The sequence below is a fragment of the Frankia sp. Hr75.2 genome, assembly GCF_949319125.1.
GTDB lineage: Bacteria > Actinomycetota > Actinomycetes > Frankiales > Frankiaceae > Parafrankia > Parafrankia soli.
In genome coordinates this window covers 1-16,069 of sequence record NZ_CASGGV010000027.1, presented here as the reverse complement: position 1 = coordinate 16,069, position 16,069 = coordinate 1, and the positions used below count along the sequence as shown (strand labels likewise).

12 protein-coding genes and 2 pseudogenes are annotated in these 16,069 nt (G+C 68.9%); 5 read left to right on the top strand and 9 right to left on the bottom strand.

Annotation, left to right across the window (positions count from 1 at the left end; all coding sequences use genetic code 11):
* The 6 genes and pseudogenes from AC559T_RS03135 to AC559T_RS03110 form a co-directional block, all read right to left on the bottom strand.
* A pseudogene (locus tag AC559T_RS03135) lies at positions 1-249 on the bottom strand (hypothetical protein); the annotation flags it as partial.
* 246 nt (positions 250-495) lie between these two features.
* The gene (locus AC559T_RS03130) at positions 496-1,845 is read right to left on the bottom strand and encodes a cytochrome P450 (RefSeq protein ID WP_112109225.1); all 1,350 of its coding nucleotides are present in this window, start codon (positions 1,843-1,845) and stop codon (positions 496-498) included.
* Entirely contained in the window at positions 1,845-2,915 is a 1,071-nt protein-coding gene (locus AC559T_RS03125; RefSeq protein WP_498867671.1) for a terpene synthase family protein, read from the bottom strand. Before AC559T_RS03125 ends, AC559T_RS03130 begins: the two co-directional genes overlap by 1 nt.
* A gap of 5 nt (positions 2,916-2,920) precedes the next feature.
* Positions 2,921-4,345 (bottom strand): cytochrome P450, encoded by a 1,425-nt coding sequence (locus tag AC559T_RS03120; RefSeq protein WP_498867670.1) that lies wholly within the window; start codon positions 4,343-4,345, stop codon positions 2,921-2,923.
* A 125-nt stretch (positions 4,346-4,470) separates the two neighbouring features.
* Positions 4,471-5,487 carry a polyprenyl synthetase family protein gene (locus tag AC559T_RS03115; protein ID WP_498867669.1) on the bottom strand — a complete coding sequence of 339 codons (1,017 nt, stop codon included), beginning with the start codon at positions 5,485-5,487 and terminating at the stop codon, positions 4,471-4,473.
* 980 nt (positions 5,488-6,467) lie between these two features.
* Positions 6,468-7,534, bottom strand: a pseudogene (locus AC559T_RS03110) (integrase core domain-containing protein).
* A 432-nt stretch (positions 7,535-7,966) separates the two neighbouring features.
* On the opposite strand from AC559T_RS03110, the gene AC559T_RS03105 reads away from it, so the two are divergent.
* From AC559T_RS03105 to AC559T_RS03085, 5 genes are all read left to right on the top strand, one after another.
* Positions 7,967-8,185: a hypothetical protein gene (locus tag AC559T_RS03105; protein ID WP_071059652.1), complete on the top strand. Its 219-nt coding sequence runs from the start codon at positions 7,967-7,969 to the stop codon at positions 8,183-8,185.
* 101 nt (positions 8,186-8,286) lie between these two features.
* Positions 8,287-9,624, top strand: coding sequence for a PP2C family protein-serine/threonine phosphatase (locus tag AC559T_RS03100; protein ID WP_498867668.1), 1,338 nt, complete (start codon positions 8,287-8,289; stop codon positions 9,622-9,624).
* A gap of 250 nt (positions 9,625-9,874) precedes the next feature.
* Complete coding sequence (locus AC559T_RS03095) at positions 9,875-11,089, top strand: glycosyltransferase (protein ID WP_498867667.1); 1,215 nt, start codon at positions 9,875-9,877, stop codon at positions 11,087-11,089.
* Entirely contained in the window at positions 11,086-12,102 is a 1,017-nt protein-coding gene (locus AC559T_RS03090) for a glycosyltransferase (RefSeq protein WP_112104658.1), read from the top strand. The genes AC559T_RS03095 and AC559T_RS03090 overlap by 4 nt, the downstream gene beginning before the upstream one ends.
* Complete coding sequence (locus AC559T_RS03085) at positions 12,099-13,619, top strand: glycoside hydrolase family 130 protein (RefSeq protein ID WP_235013563.1); 1,521 nt, start codon at positions 12,099-12,101, stop codon at positions 13,617-13,619. The genes AC559T_RS03090 and AC559T_RS03085 overlap by 4 nt, the downstream gene beginning before the upstream one ends.
* A 22-nt stretch (positions 13,620-13,641) precedes the next feature.
* Here AC559T_RS03085 and AC559T_RS03080 read toward each other — a convergent pair whose 3' ends face one another.
* The 3 genes from AC559T_RS03080 to AC559T_RS03070 form a co-directional block, all read right to left on the bottom strand.
* Positions 13,642-14,655, bottom strand: a complete 1,014-nt coding sequence (locus AC559T_RS03080; RefSeq protein WP_498867666.1) for a glycosyltransferase family 4 protein — start codon at positions 14,653-14,655, stop codon at positions 13,642-13,644.
* Complete coding sequence (locus tag AC559T_RS03075; RefSeq protein WP_112104656.1) at positions 14,652-15,209, bottom strand: DUF5994 family protein; 558 nt, start codon at positions 15,207-15,209, stop codon at positions 14,652-14,654. Before AC559T_RS03075 ends, AC559T_RS03080 begins: the two co-directional genes overlap by 4 nt.
* A gap of 304 nt (positions 15,210-15,513) precedes the next feature.
* The coding region (locus AC559T_RS03070; RefSeq protein ID WP_498867665.1) for an integrase core domain-containing protein at positions 15,514-16,069 on the bottom strand (556 nt) is incomplete at its 5' end.

The following is a 16,069-nucleotide window of genomic DNA, read 5'->3' as shown; positions in this document are numbered from 1 at the left end:
ACGGGCCCTGTCCGGCGAGCAAACGCGCAGGTCACCGCCCAAATCGGGGTTCTGAAGCCCCACAGTCGCCTCCAACACCACCTCGGGATGCTCACCGGCACGGCTGATCTCACGGGTGAGTATGGCGGGGTCGTTGCTGATCCGGACCGTTCCCAACGGGTGCCCGCCCGGGGTCATCCGCACGATCACCGACCGCCGCCGATGGAGATCGATTCCCACAATCTGGCGACCCTCATACGATGGATCCACAGGGGCCTCCTTCGTCGGTAGACGTGAGCAACCCCGAGGGACCTACCCCCGACCCCGGGGAGTCACCAGGAGCGGAGGCCCCGCCCCTTCATCGCATCAACGCGCGAATCGGGGTTCTGGAGCCCCACACGGTGTCGCCACCCCTCCACCCCGGCAACCTCACCCCGGGTTACGCGCAGAACCTCTGGATACGCGCTTAGCCAATGCAACAGAGTCCTTCTCCATCTCTGACAGGGACCTGGCGGGTCAGCGCTTCGAGAACACAAATCTCAGGTCCTCGGGCGAGAGCGCCAGAGTCGCTTTCATGTGCGGAGTGCAATGATCATCCAGCGTGAAATTCCATCGACCGGCCATCATGGCGAGACAGTATGTTGACTCGATGACGGCGAGATTCTCGCCGAGGCACCGGTATGCGCCGTGCCCGAAGGGCATGAAAGCCGCGGTAGTCACTTCGGACTGGTTGGTCTCCAGCCATCGGTCCGGATCGAACTCGTCGGCGTGGCTGAACAGGCGTTCGTCGCGATGCAGGCCGTAGTGTGAGTACAGCAGGATGGCCCCGCCCGGGATGGCGTAGCCGCCCAGCGTCGTGTCCCGGGCAGCCTGCCTGGAGAGCAGGTACGACGACGGGTACATTCGCAGTGCCTCGAACAGAACTCGCCTGATGGTGCCGAGATCTGACCGCCCGACCTCGATCTCGTCCCAGTCGCGACCGTCAGCCAGTGCGTCCACCTCGGCCCGGCATGCGGCAAACACCCGCGGGTGCCGGGCCAGTTCGTAGCAGGCCCAGCTGATGGTGTTCGCGGTGGTCTCCGTCGCTGCCAGCAGGATTGTCAGGGCCTGGTCGCGAACCTCGGTCCGAGTAAATTTTCTCTTGGTCTCCGCATCGGTCGTATTAATAAGTACGTCGAGCAGATCCTCGTCGCCCGCCCCGGAACGCATCCTGCGATCGATGACGGAATAGATGTATCGGTCAAAATCCGCCAGCATCCGACGGAATTTCCGATTGGCGCTGGTCGGCAGGTACCGGTAGACGCCGGTCACGTCGAGGGTCTGCATCCCGGCGTTGTCGCCGAAGACCGGAATAGCTTCACTGACGAGGTCCAGTATCTCGGGCGGGCACTCCTCGCCGAAGAGCGTCGCGGCCACGATCTCGCACCCGAGACTCGTCGACGGGCCCATCAGGTCGTAGGGCTCGTTCGGCGGAATAGATGCGACGAACCTGGCCATGATCCGACGCATGACGGGCAGATGGAGCGCGAGCCGCCGTTGGGTGAATGACGGAAGCATGGTACGACGCTGCCTCCGGTGTAGATCGCCGGAGGTGGTGACAATACCGTCCCCGAACATGCTCCGCATCTTCTTGAACTGCACGCCCCGAACGAAGTCGTGGGCGTCGCTGAGAAGAATCTGGACGAGCAGGTCGTGGTCGTTGACGAAGTAGGCGGTCGCCGGGCCGACCCTGACCCGGCACACCGGCCCGGCGACTCGCGCCGCGTCTATAAAATCGAATCGCGAGCGAAGAACGAGAGGGATGTGCCCGAGAACCGGTACGGCTCCCGGGGCCATCGGTGGAACCTTCCCGGTGGTCGTGGCCATCAGACTTCGATTCCCTCGGCGGATGTAGGCCGGAAGACGTCGGCCGAGAGAACGACGGTGGAGTCCATGCCGAGGTTCTCGAGGTACCCGGTACCGGCCAGAGGGGCCGTGTGGGCCTCCTGATCCGCGTAGCGGAGCGATTCCAGATGGACGTAGAGCACCCCGTGAATCATGAGCTCCAGGCAGTGCACGTGGCGGTCGAGACGCGCGATGTCGGGAGCGGTGAGGCCGAACGTCCGGCTCAGGGAAGGTAGTTCCTTCTTGACCCGCAGGAACCGCGTGACCTCCTCGTTGACGGTCGTCTCGATCCGGGCCAGCGCCTGCTGCTTGGTGAGGCCCTCCTGCTCCAGAGCGATGATGGTGTTGACTTCCGGCTGGCGGCGGTCCTTGGGTAGAGAGAAGAAGTCGTTCTGGTAGATGGCGAGATCTCCGACGATGCGTCGCATCTCCTGTAGTTGCGGCGTCGCGATCAGCGAACCTGGTATCTCGCAGTCCTCGGCGACCTCGATCAGGTCGATGAGGGGCTCCATCGCGACGGCGCCGCGACGCAACTCCAGGGCCTGGCGGTGGCTGACCAGACGGCGGTCCACGCGAAAGGTAACCTCACGCAGTAGGCTGACCAGGAACTGCTGATTGTGGTCGCGGAATCGCGCCATCCATGTCCGGGATCGGCGTCGCGCCAGCTCGTCCAGGATGTCGGTCAGCGCGCGCTCGGCGGAATGACCGGGGCTCGTCTCACCGTGCAGGGCCGCGATCATTCTTTCGGTGACCCGCACCGCGAGATCCAGACGGGTGCCGAGCGGGCCGTTGAACTGGTCGTCGTACAGGAATCCCCACGCGTTCCATTTGGTGATGACGTCGAGTGCATCACCGCGGGCCGTGGGCACGCAGTTGGCGAGCATGCGGCCGAGGTTCCACTGAGCGAGCCGCTCCATGGCGAAATCGGAGGTGACCAAGCCCATCTCCCGCGCCCATCGGGCGCACTCGGCGGAAGCGGCGGCGTGGTCCGGGCTGAGCGCGTGTGGAAAGGGAAAATCGAAATTGATGGTCGGCCTGACGGCGGCGGGCACGTCGATCAATCTCCTCTGGCTGGCATTCGCGATGACGGTTCTGCGGGTTCTACGGGACCAGGCGCGCCACCGCGTCGCCCCACGGCTCGGCCGGGGACTCGGGAGGTCGTGCGCATACGCAGCTTGTGTGGCCGCGGGGCGACGGCCCGGGCGGGGCGGACAACCTGGCCGGGTTCACCGCTCAGGCGCCACCGGGTGGCGATGGTGGCCAGCGCAAGCGTCGCCTCGGTGACGCCGAAGGTGTCGCCGATGCATTTCCGGGCGCCTCCTCCGAACGGGATGTAGGTGTTCGGCGGCGGCGGGGTCGCGAGCGGGCTCCATCGGTCCGGGTCAAAGGCTTCGGGATCGGGATAGAAGTCGGCGCGGTGGTGGATCACATGCGGGCTGTAAACGACCGGGGTCCCGGCTGGCAGGACGTGGCCGCCGAGCCGGGTGTCGGTCGTGACCCTACGGGTGATGAGCTGAATGGGCGAGAACAGGCGAAGCGTCTCGGTGATGACCCGCTGGGTGTATTCGAGTTTCGGTACGTCGGGATACCTGGCGGGCCGGCCGGCGAGTACGGTGTCCACCTCGTCGTGCAGACGTTTCTCGGCCAGTGGGTTCTGACTGATCAGATGCAGGGCCCAGGCCAGTGTGGTGGCGGTGGTTTCTATCCCGCCGATGCTGAAGGTGATGAGCATGTTGCTGACTTCTGCGTCGGTGAGGCCCTCGCTGCTGTTCTCGACGTCGCGGGCGGCGAGCAGCGCGGACAACAGATCCCCGTGATCCGTGCCGTCGGCGCGGCGTTCGGCGATCAGGGCGTCGATGGTGCGGCGCAGCCGGTTCCGGGACCGCCAGTAGCCGATGTTACCGCGGGTGGGAAGCCGGTCCAGCGGCGGTGGCATGATCATGCGCCACAGAATATTGTCGATGATGGTCCTGACGTCCTCGAGCATTTCGCTGTGAATCTGACCGGCAAGTTTGGCCGAGAACAGCGTGGACATCGTCACGGTGGCGGTGATGTCCATCATCGCGGCCGGTACATCGACGATTTGGCCTTCGCGCCAGCGACCGGTCGTCTGGATAATCTTATCGGTCATGACGTCCGCATAGCCGGGAAGGCGGGACCGGTGAAAAGCCGGCTGAGCCAGCCGCCGCTGGCGACGATGTTCGTCGTGCAGGCAGGTGACCAGGCCGTTGCCCGCGATTTCCCGAGCCCGGTCGAACAACGGGCCGCCCTTGTCAAAGGTCCGGTCCTCGATCAGGACTGTGCGGGTCAGCTCGGGGTCGCATACCACCACGGCCGACACCGGGCCCAGCCGAATCCGCAACAGGTCGCCGTGCGCCGGCAGTGATGACAAGAACGCCAGCGGGTCGCGGGCCAATACGGCCAGGTGACCGAGCGCTGGCCACGCGCCGGGTGCCAGCGGGACGGAACCGAGGTCGTTCACGGACGTACCTCCGCGTGTTGGGGGCTTCGTCGACCGATGGGTCGACAGTGGCGAATGCGTGGACGATGGCGGCGACTGAGGCGGTCCGTGGACGGTCCAGCAAATGGCGCGGCCGAGCGCGAATGTCAGTGGTCCCGGCTGGTCATCAAGATGGCCAGGGTCCGCAGATCGCTTTCGGCGGCCGGATCCGGTGCGGCCCGCTCCAGTGCGGCCAGCGCCGCCTCGGTCCGGCGCCGCGTTTCGGCGGCCGTCCAGTCCCGGCCACCGGCCTGCTCGATCAGGCGTGTGGCGTGGGCGACAGCCTGCTGGTCCAGCGCCTCCTCCCGCCGGTACAGCCAGGCCAAATGTTTGCCGGCGGCCGTGCCTGAGGCGAGGGCGGCGACGACGGGAAGGGATTTCTTGCGGGCGCGCAGGTCGGAGCCGACCGGTTTGCCGGTCACCTTCGGATCGCCCCAGATTCCCAGGGCGTCATCGACCAGCTGGAAGGCCAGGCCGAGTTGGCGCCCAAAGTCGCGGTAGCAGGCGGCGACATCGTCATTGGCGCCAGCTGCCATCGCCCCGAGCTGGCAGGCCGCCCCCAGCAGGGCGCCGGTCTTCCCCTCGGCCATGGCCAGACACTCGAGCAGGGACACCTCCCCGCGCTCGCCAAACGTCAGATCGGCCGACTGGCCGGCGGCCAGGTCCTGCACGGCCGCGGTCAGCACGGCCATGCCCCGTGCGCCGGCCGTACCGTCGGCCGCCATCACCTGCAGGGCAGCAGCCAGGAGCACGTCGCCGACCAGGATCGCCCGAGACGTGCCGAACACCGCCCAGGCAGACGTTCGATGGCGCCGGCTGAGGTCTTTGTCCATCACGTCGTCGTGCAGCAGCGAGAAGTCGTGCACAAGCTCCACCGCCACGGCCGCCGCCACCGCCGCGCGGCCCGCCTCCGCGGCGTTCGAGATTGGCCCGGCGGCGCGGGCACTCGCGAGCGTCAAGGTGGGACGCACCGCCTTGCCCATGCGGTCGGAGGGCCGGCCGGCGGCGTCCCACCAGCCGATGTGGTAACCCGCCACGTGCCGGATCTCGGCCGGCAACACCTCGATCACGGCCCGGTGCGCTGATTCCACGCGGGCCCTTGCCTCGGTGAACAACTGCGCCACGCTCTGGCGCCTTCGCGGGCCGGGAAAGGGCGCGGCTTGGATCGGTGCTTCGCTGGTCACTACGGCTCCACTCCCCTGCAGCGGGCGGGCAGGCGGCCGCCCCACGTGTGAGTGCGGGGCCCGACCGAACGATCTGCTGATTCCAGGTGTGCCTCTTCCGGCTCAGCAAGCTGGACGGTTGGTCTCACGGCCGCGCACAGCTTCCACGTACGACTCCCTCCAGAAAGGCGAGCCGCATCGGTCGTCGGGGCGCGGTGGATTCTTGTCCTCAGACGGCTGACCTCGGACGCCCGGGGAACCGACTTTCGTTTCGAGCACGGCGGGCCGGCAGCGACGGGACAAGACCTCACCCACGAAAACGGTGGGGCTAGTTGTTTTCGCGACGGCGGCGACGACGATCCACCCGTGTCTGGCCGTCGGCAACGACGTCCACCCGAGCGTGATGACTGGAGACCAGGATCATCTCCTGTGCGCTATGTGAGACATGACGTTCAATAAGTGCTTACCGTAGTTACGGGTCGGGAGGGTGTCAAGTGCGGCCGACGCGCAATCCGGCGGGATGGCCCGGCGTTCTTTTGATCGGCTCCCAGACAACGCCTCGTGACCTGGGCTTTTGGTAGCCGGTAGATCGCGTATGTAACCGGCGGGATTTTTGGGGTGCCCACTGTCTTGGGTTCCGCGTAATTCGGTTCGGCTAGAGTAGCGATCATGGCTGTGACCTGGGCGGACATGCCGATGTGCCGCTGCGGGCCGTTTCTCTAGGCTTCAGTGAGATCCGGGGCGGGTCTGGTCAGGGTTCTGGTGTGCTGAGCTGGTTGATCGTCCGTGACGGGTCGATGTTCAGGGCCGCAAGCAGGTTGCGGGCGGGCTTGGTCAGTTCAGTGACCTGCTGGAAGGTGCCGGTGGGGCCGGTGAAGGTGCCGATGTGGATCCGGTCGTGTGGGGCGCCAGAACTCGGTCACCGGCCCTGACCTGGGGTTTTAGGTGGCCCGTTCGTACTCGTTGATCAAGCCGTCGAGGACGGGTTGGCACGGATCCGTTCCTTCGTCAGGTCGGCGACGGGATGGTCGGGCCGGGGCGGTTGAAGGGCGCGGCTGCGGTGGGGTCGCCGTCCGTTGTAGAGGGCGGCGTACTCGGCCAGAACGGTGCGCAGATGCCGTTCGCCGAAGATCAGCATCCGGTCGGTGACTTCGGTCCGGACGGTGCGGACGAACCGTTCTGCGTAGGCGTTCGCTCGCGGCGTCCGGGGTGGGATTTTGACTGTGGTGATGCCGGCGTCGGCGAGGACCGCGTCGAAGGAGGCGGTGAACTGGCCGGCGCGGTCACGAACCAGAAATTGGAAGTCGGCCATCCGGTCGCCGAGGTCCATGAGGAGGTTCCGGGCTTGTTGGGTGGTCCACGGTCCGTCCGGGTGAGCGGCGACCCCGAGGATGTGGACGGTGCGGGAGCCGACTTCCAGGACGAAGAAGCAGTACAGGCGCCGCAGCGTCACGGCGCAGTCCACATGGAAGAAATCGACTGCCATCATGGTCGAGGCCTGGGTGCGCAGGAATTGCCGCCACGTCGTGTCGGTCTGCCGCTGGGGCGCCGGCGGCAGACCGAGGGTCTTCAGGATCCGGCGGATCGTGGACGCGCTGACCTGGTGGGCGAGTGTGAGGAGCTCCCCTTGGATCCGCCGGTAGCCCCATGTCGTGTTCTCGGTCGCGAGCCGCTCGATGAGGATGGCGATCTCCGTGCTGACCGGAGGTCGGCCCGTCCGCTGCGGGTAGGTCCACGTCTTTGTGATCAGACGGTGGTGCCACCGCAGGACGGTGCCAGGGGTGATCAGCCGGTGGGCTCGCAACGTCTTGGGCAGGAGTCGGATCAGTGCGGCGAGCACCGCCCGGTCTGCCTAGTACCACCGCGGCTTGGGCTGGGTACGGCGCAGCACCGCGACCTCGTGCCGCAACACGAGCAGCTCGATGTCCTTCGACGCCGACGAACGACCGAAGAGGACCAGCCAGCCGCCCACCCGCACGAAGATCAGATAGAGCAGGCGGATGGACATAGCTGACCATCATGCCGGCAGCCCGCTCCGCCGCATCATCCCAGGTCACAGGCCCAAGCCGACTTCTGGCACCCCACAGGGTCCTGATCGGCGCGACGGAGCCCTTCCCCGATGCTCCGATGGCCGATCTGGTGCTGCACATCCACCGCGAGCTGATCCACCATCTCTCCGAGGTCTGCCTGCTGCGCGACCTCCGCCTACGCCCGAAGCCCGCCCATTCGTCAGCCCCGCGAGCGGATCATGGAACGTCTTCTCCCCGAGATCTCGACCAGTGTCATGGCCCGGCCGCGCGAACCGGCGCATCCGAGTTTGCCCTGCCACGGGTGTGGCTCGTCACCAGACCGGTGAACATGCGGAAATTGGGTTGCTGTCCGGAAAATTGGGCAGGCACCCATACGACTGGATAGTGCGTCATGAGCTGGAAGCAACGATGTGACGATTTTCGAGGCTCTGACCACGGGCCTGAACGACACTGATCGAAACCTGACTCTCGACGTGATCCGGCAGAGTTTCGACGATGGCCAGGCAGCCGCGCGGCAAGGACGTCCACACCGCAACGTCGAGGAGATCACCCGGCGGCGCCGGTCCGCCCAGTCCTCCCGGCCGACGGTCGTCGGCGACCGCACGGAGGCGGCACGGTGCGGTGCCTGATGCGGCTGACGGACGGTTTGCGGCAGCTGGTGTAGGCCATGAAGCCACCGACTTTTTGCCGTGGAGCAGAATCGTGCGGTTAGTGCGGTTAGGCTTGCGAGGTGGACAATGCGTCGGCGCCGGAAGGGACCGGGCCGGCACGTGACGCGGGCTCCGACGAGGCCGCCTCGGTGTTGCTCCGCGCCGAGCCGGAGGAGCCCTTCGACCGGCTGACCCGCCTGGCGGCAGTCATGCTCGGCGCCCCGTTCACCTTCGTCATGGCGATGGACGACGGGCGTTCCTACTGGAAGTCCCGTGCGGGTACGGCGGCGGGCGACCTCACCGGTTGGCAGATCGCAGCGGCAGACAGCCTCTGCCGCCTGGCGATCGGCACGGGTCGGCCGCTGGTCGTGCCCGACGCCGGCCGCGACGATCGCGTCCGGGGTGATTCGTTCGTCCGGTCGGCCGGTATCAGGGCATGGGCCAGCTTCCCGCTCCGCGATCCGAGCGGCCGCACGCTCGGTGCCTTCGGGGCGGCAGACGTCCGCCCCCGGCTCTGGACGGCCCGCGACCTCGAACTGCTGGAGACCCTCGCCCAGGCCGTTTCGGGCGAGATCGCGCTGCGTCACGTGGCGGCGGCGGCGACCGCGCTGGCCCGGACTCTCCAGCAGAGTCTCCTCCCCCCGGAGGTTCCGGAGATCCCCGGCCTGGAGGTCTCGGCCCGTTACCGCCCGGCGGGCGAAGGCGCCGAGGTCCTGGGCGATTTCTTCGACGTTTTCCAGACCGGCCGTGCAAGTTTCGGCGTGGTTCTGGGCGATGTTGCCGGCAAGGGTGTCGAGGCGGCCAAGGTGACCGCGCTGGCGCACTACACCATCCGGGCGGCGGCGAGTCGCACCCGTGATCCGGCCGCCATTCTGAACCAGCTCAACCGGGCACTACTCACCCAACATCCCGACAGTGAGCGGTTCCTCACCGTCGCATACATGGCCGTGGACCGGTCCCGGCGAAATCGGACCCTGGCCCTCTGTTCAGCCGGGCACACTCCGGTTCTGCTCCGCGGGCGCGACGGCACGGTGACCCCCATCGGCTCCCACGGCCTGGTGCTCGGCGTCTTCGAGGACCCGGAGCTCACCACCAGCCGGCCGAGATTCGGTCCCGGTGACACCATCCTGCTCTACACGGACGGCGTCACCGAGGCCCGCCGTGGGAACGACCAGTACGGCGATGATCGGCTGCGGGCGCTGTTCGCGGCCACCGATCCGGCCGCCGGCCGCCTCACCGCGACGATCGAGGCGGCGGTGCTTGATTTTGCCGACGGGCCGCCCCAGGACGATATTGCCATCCTCGCAATCCACTTCCCGGATATCTCGTCCGTGGCGATGAAAACGGTCCGTTCGAGGCTGCGGGCCTGGCGGCGACCACGGCGGCCGTTCACGCGCCGTGGCACGCCGACCGGGTGAAGGGCCCCGGCCAGGGCGGCGGACGACGGGCCGCCGAAAGTGTCCAGACTCGACAGCGAGTGGTGCCGGCCGGTTCCCCGGTTGCTTTCGATATTCCCGAAGACTATAAGTGGGTTAACACTCGACAAGGTTGAGTGTCAACCTCCGGCGCGACGGGTGCCCGGGTCATGACCCGATCATCATGTTCGTTTTGGGCCCCGCTGGCGGCCGGCACTCCTCCACACGGCTCAAGCCTGGGAGGAATCAGCTCGTGCCCCTGCGTTATGGCTTCCTCAGCACCTATCCGCCCACCCAGTGCGGTCTCGCGACCTTCGCTGCCGCCCTGTTCGACGAGCTGAACAGTCCAACGCCCGGTGCGTCCAGTGGGGTGGTGCGCCTCCTGGACGCCACCGACCGAGCCGGTGCCACAGCCGAGCCGGCCGCACCGCTGACCCGACCACCGGGTCGATCCGGTCGGACCAGCCGGCCGGTTCTGGTCGGAGATCTCGTCGCCGGCACGCCGGGCGGTCCGCGTGCGGCGGCACGGCTGCTGAACGGCTTCGACGTCGCCGTGGTGCAGCACGAGTACGGCGTGTACGGAGGTCCGGACGGCGACGAGGTGCTCGCGGTGCTCGACGCTCTCGACGTTCCGGTTATCGTCGTCCTGCACACCGTGCTGGTGAAACCGACCCCGCACCAGCGGCACGTCCTGGAGTCCGTGGTCGCGTCGGCGGACGCGTTGGTCGTGATGACCGAGACCGCGCGGGTCCGGCTCGTCGAGGGTTTCCAGGTCCATCCACGACGGGTGGTGGTCATCCCGCACGGCGCGGCGGACAACCGCCGGGCGCCCACGGAGCACAGCGGCGGGCCGATCATCCTCACCTGGGGTCTGATCGGGCCCGGGAAGGGCATCGAGTGGGGCATCGCCGCGATGGCGGACCTCGCCGACCTCGATCCCGCCCCGCACTACGTCATCGCGGGCCAGACCCATCCGAAGGTCCTCGCCAGGGAGGGCGAGGCGTACCGGGAGGGGCTGGCCGCCCGGATCCGCGGCCTCGGCCTGACCGGCTCGGTCAGCTTCGATGATCGCTACCTGGATCCGGTGTCCCTCGCGGGGCTCGTGCGCCAGGCCGACGTCGTCCTGTTGCCGTACGACTCGGTCGACCAGGTGACCTCCGGTGTCCTCATCGAGGCGGTCGCCGCGCTGCGGCCGATCGTCGCCACCCGGTTCCCGCACGCGGTCGAGCTCCTCGGCGACGGCAGCGGACTGCTCGTGCCGCACCGGGACCCGGCGGCCATCGCTGCCGCGGTGCGCCGCATAACGACAGACGAGACGGTGAGCGCCGGCCTGGCCAGCGCCGCAGCCGCGCAGGCCCCCGACCTGCTGTGGCCGGCGGTCGCCGGCCGCTACCGGCGGCTGGCCGCCGGACTGGTCGCCCGCACCGGGAGCCGGCCGTCGACCGCGCCCGTGCCGGTGGCCCGGTGAGCTCCGCGATCTCGTTCGATCACCTGTTCCGGCTCACCGACGGCATCGGACTGTTCGAGCACGCCCTCGGTTCGGTGCCACGCCGGGAGCACGGCTACTGCGTGGACGACGTCGCGCGCGGCCTGGTCGTCCTCACCCGCGAGCCGTCGCCCGGGGTGGACCTGGTGCGGCTGTTGGAGCGCTACCTCGCCTTCGTGCTGGCCGCGCAGGCGGTGGACGGCGCCGTCCGCAACCGGCGGGACAGCGACGGGCGGTGGCGGGACGATCCCGGCCTCGGTGACTGCTGGGGCCGGGCGCTGTGGGGGCTGGGCACCGCGGCCGCCTCCGCGCCGACGCGGCGATTGCGGGCCTCGGCGCGGGCCGGCTTCCTAGCCAGTGCGGGGCGCCGCTCGCCCTGGCCGCGGGCCATGACGTTCGCGGCGCTCGGTGCCGGAGAGGTGCTGCTCGCCCATCCGGACGACGAGCCGGCGCGCGCGCTGCTCACCGCCGCCGTCGAGGTGATCGGACCGGTCGGCGCCAACCCGGGCTGGCCGTGGCCGGAGCCCACCCTGCGCTACGCCAACGGGGCCGTCCCGGAGGCACTGATCCTCGCCGGCATGTGCCTGCCCGACAAGGTGGTGCTCGCGGACGGTCTGCGGCTGTTGGCGTGGCTGCTCCAGGTGGAGACCCGTGACGGGAATCTGTCACCGACCCCGGTCGGCGGTCGCCGGCCGGGGGGAGATCCCGGGCCCGGTTTCGACCAGCAGCCCATCGAGGCCGCGGCGATCGCGGACGCCTGCGCCCGCGCCCACGCGGCGACCGGACGGAAAAGGTGGCTGACCGGCCTCGGCCGCGCCCACGGGTGGTTCCTCGGGGACAACGACAGCTCGATGGCGTTACTCAACCCCGACACCGGCGGCTGTTACGACGGCCTCGAGCCCGGCGGCCGCAACCTCAACCAGGGCGCCGAATCGACGCTCGCCCTGCTCTCCACGACCCAGCATGCCCGCCGCCTCCTGGCATCGACGCCTTGATCGGCAGCACCCGGACCACAGCTGCCGGGTCGGCCCGGAACGACCTGGTCACGCGGCACCCGCTGGGGCTCTCCCCGAACAGCGACCGGGTCATCGCGAAGCTCTTCCTGCCCGGTGAGGAGGGCAGCCAGCCGCACTCCCGGGCCGCCGGCATCGTGGCCCGGGCGCTCGCCCTGCCCGAGCGGGAGGTCGACAGCCTGGTCGCCGACCTCCTCGAACGGTTCGAGCCGCGCCACCGGGATTACCGGGGCATCCTCGCGCGGCACGCCGCGGTGGTGGCTCCCCGGGTGCTGGTACCCACGGAGCTCTCCGCGGCGCGCACCCTGCTGCTCGGCGCGTGCTTCACCGCCGAGTACGCGGTGGAGGGCGCGGCCGTCACCAACCCCTCGGCGGTGCCGCACCCCGACCAGACCGGGCTGCCGTCCGGCACGCTGCGACTGGCGTTGAGCCTGCGCGCCGTCGGGGAGGGCCATCTGTCCTCGATCGGCTTCGCCGTCGCAGTGATCGGTCCGGGCCCGGCGGTGCGCCTGGAGCCGCGGACCGGCCCACTCACCACCGGCGTCGCCGTACCCGTCGAGTGGGAGGCCGCCCGGCTGCGCGCCGTGCTCACCGAGCACGGGCTCGACGACGAGGTCACCCGTGCCGTCCTCCAGAGCCTGGACCCACGGCGGCCCGGCAGTGAACCCGACCCCGATCTCTCCCGTGCCTTCGCCGCGGTTCCCCCCGACCTGCTCCGCCGCCCCCAGGCACCCGGGATCCTCGCCGGGATCCGCTCGATCGCCGGATCATTGCGGCGGGTCGAGTTCCCACCCGACAGCGCCCTGCCACAACGGGTGCTGTGGCCCACCGTCACCAGCGAGAGCAACGGCATGGAGGACGCGCGATTCGTCCGGTTCACCGCGCCGGACGGGACCGCGGACTACCGGGCCACCTACACCGCCTTCGACGGCACGGACATCTCCCCGCGCCTACTCACCAGCCCCGACCTGCGGGCCTTCACCACCGCACCGCTCACCGGCCCGGCCGCCCGCAACAAGGGCATGGCGCTGTTCCCCCGGCTGGTCGACGGTCGCCACCTCGCGCTCTGTCGCTCCGACGGCGAGTCCACCGGTCTGACCGCATCGGACGACGGCCAGGTGTGGGGGCCGGCGCGTCCGCTCCACGGACCACGGGTCGCCTTCGAACTGCTCCAGGTGGGCAACTGCGGCTCCCCGGTCGAGACGTCCGCGGGCTGGCTCACGCTCACCCACGGCGTCGGGCCGATGCGGACGTACACCATCGGCGCGATCCTGCTTGATCTCGAGGACCCGGGAAGGGTGGTCGCGGCGCTGCCCGAACCACTGCTCGCCCCGACCGGGCAGGAGAGCGCGGGCTATGTCCCCAACGTCGTCTACTCCTGCGGCAGCCTGATCCACCACGGTCTGCTGTGGCTGCCGTACGGGATCGGCGACACCCGGATCGGGATGGCCAGCGTGCCCGTCGACCGGCTCCTCGCACGCATGGTTCCCGCCGGGTGACCAGCCCGCGGGGGCGGCGGGATCAGAAGACAGGGTCGGCGAGAACGCTCGCGTAGACGGCGAGATAGTCGGCGACCATGCGCGCGGTGGAGAACCTCCGCCGTGCCATGGCCCGGCAGGCGGCGCGGTCAAGGGCTGCGGCGCGATCCACCGCGGCCGCCGCGGCCACCGGCCCGTCCACCAGGAAGCCGGTCACCCCCTCGTCGACCACCTCCGGCATCGCTCCGCGTGGGTAGGCGACGACCGGCGTGCCGCAGGCCATCGCCTCGACGACGGCCAGCCCGAACGGCTCATCGAACGCGATCGGATGCAACAGCGCCGCGGCTGAGCCCAGGACCTCGGCCCGCTGGGCCGGTTCTACCGAGCCGAGGTAACGGACCCGGTCCCCGTCGACGTGCGGGAGCACCTGCTCGGCGAAGTACCGCTCGTCCTGGACGATTCCGCAGATCACCAGGCGCCGCCCCGCGTGGCGGGCGATATCGACGGCGACCGCGGTGCCCTTGTCGGGATGGACCCGGCCGAGCACGACCAGGTCGTCTCCGCCCGCTGCCGAGAACGGGAGCTCGTCCAGGTCGACGCCGTGGTGAACAGTCGAGACGTACTTCAGCTCGGGGCTGCGGTCGGCGTCCGAGATCGACACGTATGCCGAGGCCGCCCGCGCGTAGGCGGGGACGATCCGCGGATCGGAGAAACCGTGGATCGTCGTGACCATGGGGGCCTGGAAGCTCGGCGCGAACGCGAGGGGCAGCCAGTCGAGATGGTTGTGCACGAGGTCGAACTCGCTGGAGCGGGCCAGCGCGTGGGCCACGTGGAGGGCCTCCCATACCCGGCCGTCGAGGGACGGGTCCTCGGCGTACCCGTGCGGGCACACGCCGTCCAGCTCGCCGCCCGTCACCGAATCCAGCGTCGCGAACAGCGTCACGTCCACCCCGTGCCCGAGCAGGCCCTCCGCGATGGTGCTGGCGACCTGCTCCCAGGGGCCGTAGTGCCGGGGCGGAGTGCGCCACGCGACCGGCGCGAGTATCGCGATCCTCACGGCGCTCCGGACCGGGCGCCGAGCGGCACGGCGCCCGCGTGGCGCAGGATCTGGCCGGACGGCCCGGACAGTCCGCCGGCCGCGGCCATCCGGAGGACATCGGCTGCCACGTCCGCGGCCGTGTCGGGCGGGATCACGAGGAGAAAGAACCTGGGGCGGTTGCCGCCGTCCAGGGTGACCGTGTGCGGATCGAGGGTGCGGAACCAGCTGATCCGCACCGGTGGGCGGGTCGACTGGGGGAACCGGCGGGGGATACCGGTCCAGATGTCACCGTTGACCGACAGTCGACTGATCGGGTGACCGGCGGCGGACAGCGCCGCGACGAGCGCTGGAGCCTCACGGTCCAGCCGCCGGCCGTGTGGCCACCAGACTCCGTCAAAGGAACCGCGGCCGCCGGCGGGAGCGAGGGAAAGCCGTAGCCCACGGTCACCGGTGGGAGCTTCGGGACAGGCGTCCGCCGAGGCCACGCGAAGCCGGGTTGGTGCGCCGCCGTCGTCGTCAAAACGCGCGAAATCGGCACGATCGAGGAAAGAAATCATCTGGCCTGCCGCCATGACGGCCACCTAACCCCGGCGATGAAGACGCCGGCCGGCCACGACCGGTGACGACATCGCTCGAGCGGCGACATTCGTAAATGACCGGCCTGATCTCGACCGTACCACGGCAACGCAGATCCGCACATTTGATCGACTCGGTCGAGATGCCGGGTCCGAGAAATCGTGAGGACGACGCCGCGAGTCGACTCCGCACCGACGAAATCGGCTCGCCGGAAGGAGCTCGGCGGTCTGTTTTCGGACACGGTGGCCGACAGTCAGCAAAGCCTGCATCGACGTGTGGGTGCCGGAAACTGGGGTCGGGTCATGCGGTCTGCCGGTATTCGTGGATGAGCCCGCCGAGCCGATCATGTCGGACGGTCGAGGTGCCGGGCTCGGGCGGTGGGTCGGTGCCGGTGCTGAGCGGTGCCTGTTGTTGGAGTGACCGGTGGGGTCGGTGCTGGTTGTAGTGGTCGACGTAGTCGGTGAGGACGGCGGTGGTGTGTCGTTCGCCGAGGATGAGGAGGTGGTCGAGGCATTCGCGGCGGACGGTACCGACCCGGCGTTCCGCGAAAGCATTCGCGACCGGGGTCCGTACGGGTGTCCGCACGATGGTGATGTTGTCGTTGGTGAAGACGGTGTCGAAGGCGGCGGTGAACGTCGTATCACGGTCACGGATGAGGAACCGGAACCGTGCGGCCCGCTCGCCCAGAGCTATGGGCAGGTTACGGGTTTGCTGCCTGACCCGGCTGTTCGTCGGGTGGCGGGTCACACCGGCGAGATGCACCCGGCGGGATTCGACTTCGCTGAAGAACAGCGCGTACAGCTTGCTCAGCACAGACGGTGTCGACGGTGAAGAAGTCACAGGTGAGGATGCCGTG

Coding starts and splice junctions, on each gene's coding strand:
- AC559T_RS03130 (WP_112109225.1), bottom strand. CDS start 1,845: ATGGCCACGACCACCGGGAAGGTTCCACCGATGGCCCCGGGAGCCGTA.
- AC559T_RS03075 (WP_112104656.1), bottom strand. CDS start 15,209: ATGGCGGCAGGCCAGATGATTTCTTTCCTCGATCGTGCCGATTTCGCG.